Genomic DNA, 12,804 nt, shown 5'->3' on the forward strand with positions numbered 1-12,804 from the left:
AATTATTTTACGTACCAATTTTTGGTTAGCAATGGTAAAAATTGACAATATAGAATTAGGAGAGTTTCCATTGTTGTTGGCGCCGATGGAAGATGTGTCTGATCCGCCGTTTCGGGCGGTGTGTAAAGAAGGTGGCGCTGATTTGATGTACACGGAGTTTGTTTCGTCGGAAGGTTTGATTCGCGATGCGGCTAAAAGTGTGCAAAAGCTAGATATTTTTGAATACGAACGTCCTATCGGGATTCAGCTTTTTGGAAGCGACATCGAAACCATGGGTGAATGTACCAAAATCGCGACCAAAGCAGGTCCCGATTTGATTGACATTAACTACGGCTGTCCTGTAAAACAAGTCGCTTGTCGCGGGGCAGGTGCGGCGTTGCTGCAAGACATTCCCAAAATGGTTAAAATGACCGAAGCGGTGGTCAAGGCGACCCACTTGCCCGTGACGGTTAAAACCCGTTTGGGCTGGGACGAATCCACCAAAAACATTGAAGATGTAGCCGAACGCTTGCAAGACATTGGCATCAAGGCATTGACGGTACACGGGCGCACGCGTGTTCAAATGTATAAAGGCGATGCCGATTGGACGCTCATTGGCAAAATCAAGGATAATCCACGCATCAAAATTCCAATTTTTGGGAACGGTGACATTGATAGCCCCGAAAAAGCCATCGAATACCGTAACCGCTTTGGTGTGGATGGCATCATGATTGGACGCGCAAGCATCGGTTATCCTTGGATTTTTAACGAAATCAAACATTTCATCAAAACGGGCGAGCACTTAGCGCCACCTACTACCGCCGAACGGGTACGCGTGTGCAGAAAACACCTCGATTTTTCGATTCAATGGAAGGGTGAACGTACGGGGATTTTGGAAATGCGCCGCCACTATGCTACTTATTTTAAGGGCTTGAACAATTTTAAACCCTACCGAATGCGTTTAGTGGAAACCCTCGACTACGCTCATATTCTAGAGATTTTGGATGAAGTAACCGACATCTACGCCCTAGAAAAAGTGGAAGCGTAAGGGATTCATCAAACCTTTTGAATTATGCGTACTCACTGGTTAAGTAGTTGCCTTGTGTTGTTGATAACAACCTTGGCAGTGGCTCAAAAAAACACCCAAGGTATTTCGGGACAAGTACTTTGGAAGGCAGGAAATTTTATGCCTACCATTGGTACCAAAGCGTCAGTTCCTAAGGCAGTGCCCGTGGTGAGAGAGGTGTATATTTATGCTTTGACGAATGATAAACAGGTAGATGCGGGTGAAGATGCGGGTTTTTATCAAAAAGTGAATTCAAAACTTGTGCGAAAAGTAAAAACCGATAAAAAAGGGCGTTTTTCAGTGACGCTGCCAGTGGGCTACTATTCGGTGTTTACCAAAGAAGAAAAAGGGCTTTATGCCAATCTATTTGACGATGCTATGAATATTAACCCCGTCCAAGTTCAAAAACGTCGCTGGACAAAAATGGATGTGGTGGTTGATTATCAGGCGGTTTATTAAAAGAACCTCCCGAAAGTTTTAACCTCCCGAAAGTTCAAACCTCCCGAAAGTTTTGAACTTTCGGGAGGTTCTCTTTTTCTACTCCTTCACTACCTTCACTGAAGATTCTACCTTACCGTTTCGCTTATACGATAAGATATACGTACCAGCGGGAAGCTCTTGGGTCGATACTTCCACTTCGTTTGCGTTGCCATTGAGGGTAACCGTTTTGACCAACTTGCCTTGAATGGTATGAAGTTCGAGCTGCGATTTGTCGGTCAAGCTCCTTGATTTGAGCAAGTTATCCAACTTTACTTTCATCACATTTTCAAACGGATTGGGCATTACTTTTAGCAATGATGGTTCCAATTCTTTTTCTTCTTCAAGGGCAGGAGTTACCTCAACGGCGGCTTCTCGTGCAGCAGCATTAGAAGGGTCTGACAAGAGGTTGGCAGGTAGCATTTGGGCACAATTCCCCGCAGTTCCCATACCCGGCGTTACTGTGATGGTACGACAGGCTTTGGCTACGCACTCACAAGGGCCATTGCCGTTGTCGGCATAAACAGTCAAACAGACATTGTACGTACCTGCACTGAGGTAAGTGTGTGAGAAGGTAGCACTGTTTGACCAGTTACCATCACCAAAATCCCAATGGTAGGCGGAGATAGGGTACGTACTTGCACTTCCTGTTGAATTAAACAATACTTGTAAGCCCGTAGCTGCATAACTGATACATGGCGTGACGGTGCATACACATTTTGCTACCACAATTTGGTACGTAAGTGTTTGTTTTCCGCAGCCATTGTCGTAAGTGAGTGTAACCGTGTAAGTGCCTGGGTTAGCATAAGCGTGGCTTGGGTTAAGCGCTGTAGAGGTGAATCCATCGCCAAAGTTCCAAAGTACATTTTGAACAGGACAATCGCTTGTTACCAATCGCAACGTTACAGGCAATCCTAAACAGGCCGTTTTGGGAACAGTAATGGCAGGGGTACAGCAACATTTTTTCGACTCGGTTTTGGTGCAAGTAGTACCATTGGCAAACGTAATGTTGTAAGTAACAACCACATTGCCGCTCGAAGTCGCTTTGAAACACGCATCAACAGTCGTAGAGTCGCAAGTACCCGTTGGGGTAAAGGTATAAGTTGACGTTCCTACGTAGCTTGTCGGTGCGGGGTTGCAGGCCCATGCCAAGTTCGTAAACGTGCCGTTGGTCAAAGTTACCTTGATTTGTTTTACGGGACACGCGACTTTCAATTTGCTACAACACAGTTTGTCGGTCTGGACAATTTGGGTTTTTTCGCAACAATTTACCGCCGCCGCATCGATGGAAACGCAGGCCAAATTAGACTCACTTGGGGTGAGGTTTACGTCGGTATTGGCGTTGTTGATGTACATCAAGGCAGCTGCTGTTGCGGCAAAGGTGTTGCAAGCTTTTTGGGTGTTTTGTGCCGTGGCACTTACCAAGGCTCTGAAGTCGTATTGCTGCGTAGCGGTTGGCATAAAACTACTGCCAAAATTCGCTTTTACATTACGAGCACTGAGCGCTGCGGCTGTCCAAGTGGTGGTATTACACCCCCCAGGAGAATACGAAAGGTCAGGAAGGCAAATGTTGACCGAATTGGCGTAGGTGGACGAAGCACTCAGTGGCGTTGCACCCACAAAATTTTGGTGCAAAACATCAAACTGACTACCACGGCTTACCGCTCGGTTGAGCATCAAATAATCCGTCGTTACGTTGTCGCGGGGGAGCATGTCAAAGAATAACAGGTTTTTGAGCGCAGCTCCTGTTTTGGTCAATCCCAAGCGATATATCACGTTTGTATTTGGATTGGTGACTGCGGAGGTAGCGAAGGTTGCGCCATTGTCTTTGCTTACTTTTTTATCCAACGTAAAGCCAAAAACCGCGTTTGTTGTCAAATACTCAGTATTAGAAGTAGCTAATACTGCCGACAAATTGGAATGAACTCTAAAGAAGTTAGGAATAACCCCAACGGCAGCATTGTTGAGGACTTTTACGTCAAATTCGATGAAGTAAAAAGGTACTCCCGCCGTGCCGTATTGGCCGCAGTTGGGGTAATAGACATTGGCACAGCTAGTACCGATGGTTGGGATGTTCCAACGCAGGTTATTTCCTGCGTGAGCGGTAGAAACGCCCGTCCAGGCAGTAGTTCCAACGGGAATGCCCGAGCCTGCCGTACATACTGGACTGTAATTGCTGGAAGTATAGTAGGTTTCGTTTCCGACGTACTGCAAATTTGCGTTTAACAAATCATTGATGTATGTGCCCGATAGCACAGCTGTTCCGATGTTTTGAACTCGTAAACGATACCGCAACACTTGCCCTTGATTATAGGTCGTTTGTTTGTTACAAATTTCTTTGAAAGCACAAACGTTGGTTGTTGGTGGATAAATCGCGATGGTATTACAAGAAGTACGAACCGTCGTAGGATTAGGCATGGGATACCTCAAGCTCGCACAGTTTAAGATATTGTTCGAAGCTAGGGAGTTAATGGTAAAGTTGATGCGGTACGAAACGCAAGCCCCAACGGCGAGGGTGCCATTGTTTTGAAAATAAATGGCGGGGTTAGTCCCTAGCGTGGCAGTGTAAGTTTGTGTCGAAGTGGCATTGACCAAAACGTTAGCAGAGTTAACATTGACAGTGACAGGGTTAGCCGCAGTTCCTGTTACCTGAATGCTCGTGACCGTAATGCCCGTCGGGATGTTGTCATACACATTGAAGCTGGTGAGCGGAGAGGTGCCATTGTTACAGACAACGATGTTGTAATAGCCTGCGCAGCCAATGGCATTGCCCGATACATAGGAATATTTGCTGATTTGTCCAGAGGTAACGGGCGCTGATTTGGTAACGCAAATTTGGAGCGAATCGGCGTGTTTGCCGCAATTGGGAGAGGTGGGCTTGCCCAAATCCCCCGTTAACACCGCTTTATTCGTGCGACTGGTGCTGACGGCAAAACCAGGATAATAGATTTTGATTTTGGCTTGCCGCTGGAAATAATTTTGTGTAGCGTCGAGCGTCCCTAAGCCCGTCCAAGTAATATTGGTGCCCGAAGCAGTGATAGTGCCCGTAGCGGGAGCAATGGGCGCACCGCTGATAAATACGGCACCTGCTGGCATTCGATCCACGATGGAGGCATTTTCCAAATTGAGGAAACCGTACAATCCCGTGTTTTTGTAAACCGAGACAATGTATTCAACGGTGTCGCTCAACGTTGCCCATTGGCATGTGCCGCCCGTGTAGGCCAGTCCGCTGGGTACTTTATAGACTTTCCACGGGTCGGTGGCTTGGGCGGTGGTACTTACGTAGCCTGTACAAAGGTCAGCGCCTGTGGAGGTTCGTAAGCAAGCGCGGTTGCGGGCGGTTTCACCGTTACAGGTCGTTCCAGCGGGAAACTTTACGTTGATTTGAAAAGACCCCGAACAAGTTGAAGCCGTAGCGGGTATCTGATACGAAACTTGGGTACCTCCCACAACGGTTGTTTGAGATACGCTTGGCGTACCACATACGGCCGTCGCAATGACGTTGTCAACCACCAACGGGCTAGGTACTACATCCGTGATGGTTGTAGCAGGTGAACCCGCAGGAATGGTGTAAAAAATCGTGTAGGTAAAACCTACTCCCGTAGGAGTCGTCGAATTGCTAACCACTTTTTTCAAGAAGTAACCACCAAGGTTGGCTTCTTGAGAGGTGGTTGTGTTTTGGGCAATGGCACCTATGGATAGGCACCAAAACAACAAAATCCTCCACCAATGTGTAGTAAATGGTTGTCTCATAGAAGTAAGTAAGAAGAGTAAGAAATAGAAAAAATTAATGCGTTTTTAACGCAAGTGTTGAAGTATATCAACGGAGAAATAGAAGCAAAAATAATGCCGTTTCCTACGAGAGCGTAGGAAAAATGCACATCTAAAAAGGAATACTATTGTTTTGGAAACATGCCCATTAATTGAGTGCTAATGAGCATGTTAGTAAAAGTATTATCAAAAATTGTGCCACATTTTTATTGCAACGCATACAAGGCAAAGGAAGCTAGCCAGTGCTCGCCGCCGTAGCCACCGTTAGTGATTTGGGGTAGGGTAGTATTGATAAAATGTTGAGATGCTTTGAGCATAGTTGCCCGACGAGGGTCGGTTTTGGGGAGAGCTTCAACAATGCCTTTCAAACACCAAGCCCGACTCAACGAAAGCCCATCTAAGTGAACAATCTGCATGTCGTTTCGGTCGCTTACGACGGGGAGTTTGAGGATGTTTTGCAAACCAGCGGCAGGCATAAAGCCATTGAACCACTTGGTGAATGCAGCGGGCGTTAAGATACGTCGCATTAGGTCTGCTACTTCCAAACTCGGGGATAAAAAATCGGAACCATCGGGTTCTTGGATGGCAGGTGCTTGGGTATTGTTTAGATAAAAATACTTGGCTTTTTCGACGATTTTGGCCTCAAAAGCGGCATTTTTAACCGTACGAGCGTAGTCAAGGGCAAACACCAGACCGAAAGCAGTATTGGGATGAACGCCCGTGCGGTTGGGGTAGGTTTGTTTGGGTAAAAATGCCGTCCAAAGTTCCACCACTTGCTGAGTGAGCGGACGTAAATGCTGGTGCCATTGGCGGCCCTGCGGGTCGTCCCACGTGGCCAACTCTTCGTCGAGTTTGAGCAACCAAGCCCAGCCGTAGGTACGTTCAAACGTCCGCGAAAACTTGTATTTGGTAAAATACTCCGCTTCGGTTCTCATTTTATCGGGCTGAAAACTATCGTCCAGTATTTTTCGTATTTCCACCTCTTCGGGAAGTCCTTTGAAGGTTTTAAGGAGCCGAACTAGCATCCAATGCCCGTGTACGGAAGAGTGCCAATCCAAACAACCATAAAAAGCAGGGTGCAGTTGCTTGGGCGTGAGTTTGGCGTCATTCTCGGCTTCGATGGTGTGCCCCGTTTTGTTGGGATATTCAGTATGGATACAATGCAGCGGTAATTTGGCCAAAAAAGAAGCGCCAGCGGACGTAAGGCGCCATTGGTCATTTTCTTTGACAAGGTAGGTGTTTTGGGCAAAGAGCACGGTGAATGGAAAAAAGAGTAAAAAATAAAAGCTATTTCTCATTTTGTTGATAATGAAGTAGTTAAGGTTGGTTGGGGTACATTTTGAGGGGCAAAACACTAAAATCGCCTACGAACTTACTAATTTTAAGCGTTTTTCGACCTTACGCATGACTTTTTTCAATCTTTCTATCCAAAAACGCTTCTTAGTTTCGCTGTGTTTGTTACCGCTGGTGATATACGTGGTTTTTTTTGAAGCCATTGCATTGAATGCCAACTACGTGGCATACGACGATATTCACGTGCTTCAAATTGTTGAACAATGGCAGAATGCAGCATCCTGGCGCGAAAAATTGAACTGGTTGACCATCGGTTTTCCCGAACACCGCATCGTGTTTACGCGTTTGGTGGTGCTCTTGTCGTACTGGCTGACAGGAAGTGTCAATTTTAAAACGTTGATGGTCCTCAGTAATTTACTTTGGGTTGGCCAATTGGGGATATTGTTTAAAGTTTTTCGAAAACTCAATCTCTCTTTTGCGTATTTCATCCCTTTGTGTTGGATTGTCCTCAACGTGCATTCGTTTGAAAATATCTTTTGGGGAACAAGTTCGCTCGGAAATTTTGGCTTACTCTTTTTTACCATGATGGCTGCGTATGGATACACACAGTTGTCGCCCAAGTACAGTTGGGTAGGGATTTTGTTCTCAATTTTTGCCACATTTTCGTACGGGAATGGCCTGTTGACTTTTCTAATTGGAGGAACAATCCTGGCCTTGTCGAACCGTTGGAAGGAGATGAAGCTCACTTTAGGGGCATTTGTGCTAACGATGGGACTATATGCACTCACCCATTCGCACGCGTCTCCAAGTTCACTTGATTTGACAAAAGCGGAAAACTATTTACAAGCAATCATTTGTTTTTTAGCGTTTATTGGGTCTTCGGTAAATTTTGATGCTTACAGTCCCTCCACGTTGGCCCAATGGCTTTCAGTCGTTTTTGGGGGAGTACTGTTGACAGTAAATGTCTGGGCTTTGTTACGACATACGACCATCGCCAAAGGTCAGACGATAGTCAGACCTGACGTCGCCAACCCAGAAACTACAACAACTCAGACGATAGTCAGACCTGACATCGCCAACCCAACCCTGTCTTTATTCAAAAAATACACGATTACCTTAAGACTAAACAAAGTGCAGTGGTTTGCGCTATACATGCTGTTATTTGTGTGTTTGACCTCTTTGGGCGTCGTTTACAAACGGGCCGAATGGGATGGGTTATATGGTATGTTCAAAGGGCGCTATCGGATGTACCCCACTTGGATGTTGATTTTGACGTATTTGTTGGTGTTGGATTGGAATCGGGAAAAAATAACTCAGAAGTGGTTGGCTATTGGAATGGGAATTGTAGTGATTTTCAATGCTTTGGTGTTGTATTATGCCATTGCACCTGCGGTCAACAACCGCCGAATGGCAGTAGCGCAGGAGTTTAATTCGATGTACAATGCCGATTTGTTGGGGCTAAAAATGTTCGATTTAACGGGGGCTGACTTTCTCCGATTGCAGAAACTGTACCAGCCGTCCTTGTTTTTTAGACAATACGAAAAACAGTGGACAGCTTCGACAGATTCACTTTCAACGAACGGAAATTTTAAGGTTGATTCGGTTTTTTGGAGCAACAAAAACCTGAATGTTTACTATCACCGCGATTTTATTCGGCCTGTCAAAAACATGGATGATGGGGCTTTTGTTGTTCTGAAATCCGCGTCGCACGTTTACATGGCGGCGGGGATGCAGCAGGCACTTCCGTTGAAAACATTTCTCCGAAGAGGCTGGTATTGGGACAGGGGATTTATGGCCACTTTTGTTCCTGGGGCGGTCGTAAAAGGCAACTATCGGATGTATGTGCTACTGCGTCAGAACGGTGTTTCAGAATTGCTTGATACAGAGGAACAAGTCACGTTTTAGGTACCAATAGTTGCCAGTAACTCGGAAGAGGCCAGCAGGTTTTTGATGGGGGCAAAGGCATTTTTGTTAGAAGCCGCTTTGAGGGGAATCAGCGGTTCTCCGTGCCGACTCACCACGCCTACCCATTCGCCTTCAGGAGAAGGGTCAGGGAAATGTTGCCACACATAATCATTTACCCGTTGCCATTGCTTCAGAAGGCTACGGTCTTGCAAAACTTGATACGCTCGTAACAATGCCGTGCAGGCTTCTAATTGCACCCAAGCGTATTTATAGTAAGCGTCGGGTTCGCTGGCGGGTAGGCTTTTAACGTCCAACCAATGATAATAACCACCGTAGGCTTCGTCCCAAGTAGTTTCGGCTAAGTAAGCAATGTGCTGGGCCAACTGCCTGCGAATTTGCCGTTTGTTGAGGGAATAAGTCAGTTCGTAAAAAGAATTAAAGGCTTCAAAAACCCGTCCAGCGTGGATTCTTCGCCCCAACAAGCAATCGGAGTATCCGCCTTCTGAAAACACATTTTCTAGTAAAATATCGGCGCGAGGTTCCCAAAAATGTTTCATCAATTCATTTAAAAGGGCTTCTCCTCGTTCGCGAAACGCTTTTTCAGAAAGGCAGTTTTTGGCCGCCATTAATGCACGGGCAAGGGCGCTTAGTTCCCCAATTTGTTTTAAATGACGTCCGCTGATGGGCTCGTCGATGTATTTTTGAAGTCGTTTTTCGCGCTTACGAACTGCTTTTATCAACGATTTTTTGGCAGCTTCGGCATAGACTTCATCTTCGGTAATGTCGTACAAAATGCCCCACGCGGCGCAGGCAGCGGCTTCCACTTGGGTGTCTTTCACCTCGGCCACACCCCGCCCCGTAATATCCACCGACTCCCACCAATTTTCTTTGGTATCGGTGGCGTATTGGAGCAAAAAATCGGCGCCTTGGCGGGCGTACTCCAGAAAAGCAGGTCGGGGTTCGGTTTGGTGTAACTTTGCAAAAGCCCACGCTTGCTGCCCGTGCCAAGCCATCCATTTGTCGGTCGATAGAACCTCTCCTTTGTTGGAAAGTACGCAAAAATACCCACCATTGACACGGTCGATGGCGAAGTCGAGCCAAAACGGAACGACTCGTTGCAAAAGGTCTTCGCGGTATTGTTGGGCGTACAAAAGCAAATTCATGCCGCAAAAATAGATTTTTTTTTACCTTTGTTATGTACCCAAACCTTCCCAAAAGGCTAGAATTTCATCATGTATTTTATAGAATCTATTCGTTTGCGGCTAATTCCGCTCACTACCCAGCAGTTACAACTACACGCTAGTGACTACTTAGGATTACAAAAATCGCTAGGTCTTTCTCCCCGCCCCATGAAAATGGAAGAAGAGTTTCAGTCAGAATTCGACGATGCCTTGGCCAATTACTGGTTGCCCGAAACGGCGGCAAACGTGGCCAATTATCAGTGGTTTACCAATTGGCTCATTGTTGAAAAGGAAAGCAATTCGGTGGCGGGAGGAATTGGGGTGGCAGGGATGCCCAATGACAACGGCGAAACCGAAATGGGCTACGGCCTAGACGAAGATTTTCGGGGGAAAGGCATTGCAACCGAGGCGGTTGAGTGCTTGATGAAGTGGGTGTTCAAACATCCAGCAGCCCATGCCCTTACTGCCCAAACGCCCATTCGACTGCCGCTTTCTCAAAGGGTATTGGTCAAGGCGGGTTTCTCCCAAGTACAGGAAGAAAATGGCATCATTTTGTGGCGAAAAGCCAAGGTAAGCTAGTTTACGCCCTTAAAAAGCAGTACGTTTGCAAAAAATTTAAACCAATGAAAATAGCAGCTAATCAAGTCGTAGCGTTGGCCTACGAGCTTAGTATTATGAACGATACCGACGAGTGGCAGATGGTAGAAACCGTCGGTGAAGACCAACCTATGTACTTCATTCAAGGAATGAGTGGCTTGCCAGAAAGTTTTGAAGATAAAATCAACGGGCTTGCCGTGGGTGAGTCGTTTGATTTTACGCTTTCTCCTGAGGAAGGATACGGCGATTATGACATGGAAGCCGTTGCCGAACTACCGATTGATATTTTCAAGGTGGACGGTGAGGTTCAAGAAGATATGCTTCAAGTGGGCAATATGATTCCAATGACCAATGAAGATGGACATCGTTTGATGGGCCAAGTAGTAGAAGTAAATCGTGAGTTTGTGTTGATGGATTTTAACCACCCATTGGCAGGCCGTAAGATGCACTTCAAAGGCTCAGTGATTAATGTTCGTCCTGCTACGGCCGAAGAACTAGACCACGGTCACGTTCATGGTGAGGGTGGGGTAGAACACTAAATGAGTGTCGAATGTTGAGTGCAGAATGTCGAATTTGAATAATTATTCGACACTCTGCATTCTGCCCTCGACACTACTTCTCGTCGGGTTGTGAGCAACCCTCTTCACGAGCACTCGACACTCTGCATTCTACCCTCTACACTACTTCTCGTCGGGTTGTGAGCAACCCTCTACACAGGCATTCGACATTCTGCACTCTAAATTCGACACTAGATTAGCGGTTCTTGCTGGCTTAGACAGTGGAAGCTGCCGAGGCCCCAAACGATTTCTGTGGAGTCGATGCCGATAACTTTGCGGTCGGTAAAACATTGACTCAAAATATCCAATGCTTTTTGGTCGTTGGCGCAGCGGAATGTGGGTACAATAACTGCCGCATTGCTAATGTAAAAATTGGCGTACGACGCAGGCAAACGCAAATCTTCACTGTACAAAGGCGTTGGCATGGGCAACTCAACGATGTTAAGTTGCTTTCCATTGAGCAAACGCATCTGCTTCAACTCGTGGATATTTTCTTGTAAAATCTCGTAGTTATCGTCCGATTTGTTCTCTTCAACAATCGCTACCACCGTATCTTCATTGACAAAGCGCACGGTGTCGTCGATGTGCCCGTCGGTATCATCTCCTACGATGCCATCGCCCACCCAAAGGATTTGTTCCACGCCGTAATAATCGCACAAGTACTTTTCAATTTGCGCTTGATTTAGGTGCGGATTGCGGTTTTCGTTGAGCAAACAAGCCCTGCTGGTCAATAACGTTCCTTTTCCATTGAACTCTACCGAGCCACCTTCCATGATGATGCCAGGCGTGACGTAGTCTAGGCCCAAATAATGAGCAATCGCTACGGGAATTAGGTCGTCGTTGTTGAACGGTGGATATTTTCCTCCCCAAGCATTGTAACCCCAATTGACCACCAGACGTTTTTGGGTTTCAGGATTAATCAAAATACCAGGCCCGTGGTCGCGGCACCAAGAGTCGTTGGTGGCGTGGAGCGGAAGTTCAATTTGATTGAGGTCGATTCCAGCCCCAAGCAAATGAAGTTTTATCGTTTGTTGAACCGTTTCGTTGTGCGCATTGATACACACCTTTTCGCCCTCGCTGATGGCCTTAATAAATTCCAAATAGGCAGGAAGCATTTTAGGCTGACGCTCGTACGTCCAAGAGGCTTCGGTATGAGGGAAACTCAACCAAGTAGCGCGGTGTGGATGCCATTCGGCAGGAAAGAAAAAGCCCTGTTCTTTGGGCGTAGATGAAATTGACATGATGCTTTGAAGTCTATTAAGCAGTTTTGCAGCTACAAAAATAGGGAGAAATGTAGATTGTTTTACGACCCGCGTGTAGGTTCGTTTCGTAAAGTCTGTGTATCTTTCGTTGAAATTTTTCCTTCTTCACCTCAACAAAATAAACGTATGCGTACTTATCGATTGATTATTTTACTGGTATTTGTAAGCTTGGCTAGCTTTGCTCAAAAGAAATTCCCCTACATCAAAAGTGGGGGAGGGATGTTTGAAGTGCCTGAAGCAGAGCCGATTGTTGACCCTAAGATGAAGTACAAAGTGTTGTACGAAATTTCAAAAGGGGCTGATAAACCCGACTCTGTAAACAGTACCTTGGATAAGTTGGCTCGCTTGGTAAACCTGCATTTGTCGGCAGGAATTCCGAAGCAAAATTTAGATGTGGTGGCGGTGATACACTTTTTGGGTACGCCGCTGATTTTGAGCGATGAAGCTTACAAAAAGAAATTTGGAGTGCCGAATCCTAACACGGCATTAATCAATGAACTTGCGGCAAACGGCGTCAAGCTTTACATCTGCGGTCAGTCGCTATATATGCGTAAATTGGAAAAAGAACCACGCAACCCTGCGATTCGTGTCACGTTGTCGGCCATGGTGTTAATGACTACGCTCCAATCGAAGGGATATGTGCCTATTATTCCGTAGCATTTTGAACCATATAAGACATAGAAGGGATTATAAGAAAAACTTATATGCGCTTATAT

Annotated in this window: 10 protein-coding genes; 6 read left to right on the top strand and 4 right to left on the bottom strand. The window is 46.1% G+C overall.

Going from position 1 to position 12,804, the window contains the following annotated elements:
* Positions 1 to 31 precede the first annotated feature (31 nt).
* Positions 32 to 1,027 carry a tRNA dihydrouridine synthase DusB gene (gene dusB / locus FHS57_RS03705; protein ID WP_183971537.1) on the top strand — a complete coding sequence of 332 codons (996 nt, stop codon included), beginning with the start codon at positions 32 to 34 and terminating at the stop codon, positions 1,025 to 1,027.
* A gap of 24 nt (positions 1,028 to 1,051) precedes the next feature.
* Entirely contained in the window at positions 1,052 to 1,504 is a 453-nt protein-coding gene (locus tag FHS57_RS03710; protein ID WP_183971538.1) for a hypothetical protein, read from the top strand.
* 78 nt (positions 1,505 to 1,582) lie between these two features.
* On the opposite strand, the gene FHS57_RS03715 is transcribed toward FHS57_RS03710, so the two are convergent.
* Together FHS57_RS03715 and FHS57_RS03720 are read right to left on the bottom strand one after the other, a co-directional pair.
* A complete protein-coding gene (locus FHS57_RS03715) occupies positions 1,583 to 5,275 on the bottom strand; it encodes a PKD domain-containing protein (protein ID WP_183971539.1) in 3,693 nt (1,230 codons plus the stop codon).
* A 224-nt stretch (positions 5,276 to 5,499) separates the two neighbouring features.
* Positions 5,500 to 6,591: a DUF2891 domain-containing protein gene (locus tag FHS57_RS03720; RefSeq protein ID WP_183971540.1), complete on the bottom strand. Its 1,092-nt coding sequence runs from the start codon at positions 6,589 to 6,591 to the stop codon at positions 5,500 to 5,502.
* 106 nt (positions 6,592 to 6,697) lie between these two features.
* On the opposite strand from FHS57_RS03720, the gene FHS57_RS03725 reads away from it, so the two are divergent.
* On the top strand, positions 6,698 to 8,491 hold the full coding sequence (locus FHS57_RS03725) for a hypothetical protein (RefSeq protein WP_183971541.1): 1,794 nt from the start codon (positions 6,698 to 6,700) through the stop codon (positions 8,489 to 8,491).
* Here FHS57_RS03725 and FHS57_RS03730 read toward each other — a convergent pair.
* Complete coding sequence (locus FHS57_RS03730) at positions 8,488 to 9,654, bottom strand: AGE family epimerase/isomerase (RefSeq protein ID WP_183971542.1); 1,167 nt, start codon at positions 9,652 to 9,654, stop codon at positions 8,488 to 8,490. The two genes, FHS57_RS03725 and FHS57_RS03730, sit on opposite strands and share 4 nt — an antisense overlap.
* 69 nt (positions 9,655 to 9,723) lie before the next feature.
* Here FHS57_RS03730 and FHS57_RS03735 point away from each other — a divergent pair, with 69 nt between their 5' ends.
* Both FHS57_RS03735 and FHS57_RS03740 read left to right on the top strand, forming a co-directional pair.
* A complete protein-coding gene (locus FHS57_RS03735; protein WP_183971543.1) occupies positions 9,724 to 10,251 on the top strand; it encodes a GNAT family N-acetyltransferase in 528 nt (175 codons plus the stop codon).
* A 44-nt stretch (positions 10,252 to 10,295) separates the two neighbouring features.
* Positions 10,296 to 10,808 carry an FKBP-type peptidyl-prolyl cis-trans isomerase gene (locus FHS57_RS03740; RefSeq protein WP_183971544.1) on the top strand — a complete coding sequence of 171 codons (513 nt, stop codon included), beginning with the start codon at positions 10,296 to 10,298 and terminating at the stop codon, positions 10,806 to 10,808.
* A 209-nt stretch (positions 10,809 to 11,017) separates the two neighbouring features.
* On the opposite strand, the gene FHS57_RS03745 is transcribed toward FHS57_RS03740, so the two are convergent.
* Positions 11,018 to 12,067 (bottom strand): agmatine deiminase family protein, encoded by a 1,050-nt coding sequence (locus FHS57_RS03745; RefSeq protein ID WP_183971545.1) that lies wholly within the window; start codon positions 12,065 to 12,067, stop codon positions 11,018 to 11,020.
* 147 nt (positions 12,068 to 12,214) lie between these two features.
* On the opposite strand from FHS57_RS03745, the gene FHS57_RS03750 reads away from it, so the two are divergent.
* The gene (locus FHS57_RS03750) at positions 12,215 to 12,745 is read left to right on the top strand and encodes a DsrE family protein (RefSeq protein WP_183971546.1); all 531 of its coding nucleotides are present in this window, start codon (positions 12,215 to 12,217) and stop codon (positions 12,743 to 12,745) included.
* Positions 12,746 to 12,804: the final 59 nt, after the last annotated feature.

This window comes from Runella defluvii (assembly GCF_014195535.1).
Classification (GTDB): Bacteria; Bacteroidota; Bacteroidia; order Cytophagales; family Spirosomataceae; genus Runella; species Runella defluvii.

Coding starts and splice junctions, on each gene's coding strand:
- FHS57_RS03715 (WP_183971539.1), bottom strand. CDS start 5,275: ATGAGACAACCATTTACTACACATTGGTGGAGGATTTTGTTGTTTTGG.
- FHS57_RS03740 (WP_183971544.1), top strand. CDS start 10,296: ATGAAAATAGCAGCTAATCAAGTCGTAGCGTTGGCCTACGAGCTTAGT.
- FHS57_RS03745 (WP_183971545.1), bottom strand. CDS start 12,067: ATGTCAATTTCATCTACGCCCAAAGAACAGGGCTTTTTCTTTCCTGCC.
- FHS57_RS03720 (WP_183971540.1), bottom strand. CDS start 6,591: ATGAGAAATAGCTTTTATTTTTTACTCTTTTTTCCATTCACCGTGCTC.
- FHS57_RS03750 (WP_183971546.1), top strand. CDS start 12,215: ATGCGTACTTATCGATTGATTATTTTACTGGTATTTGTAAGCTTGGCT.
- dusB (WP_183971537.1), top strand. CDS start 32: ATGGTAAAAATTGACAATATAGAATTAGGAGAGTTTCCATTGTTGTTG.
- FHS57_RS03725 (WP_183971541.1), top strand. CDS start 6,698: ATGACTTTTTTCAATCTTTCTATCCAAAAACGCTTCTTAGTTTCGCTG.
- FHS57_RS03710 (WP_183971538.1), top strand. CDS start 1,052: ATGCGTACTCACTGGTTAAGTAGTTGCCTTGTGTTGTTGATAACAACC.
- FHS57_RS03730 (WP_183971542.1), bottom strand. CDS start 9,654: ATGAATTTGCTTTTGTACGCCCAACAATACCGCGAAGACCTTTTGCAA.
- FHS57_RS03735 (WP_183971543.1), top strand. CDS start 9,724: ATGTATTTTATAGAATCTATTCGTTTGCGGCTAATTCCGCTCACTACC.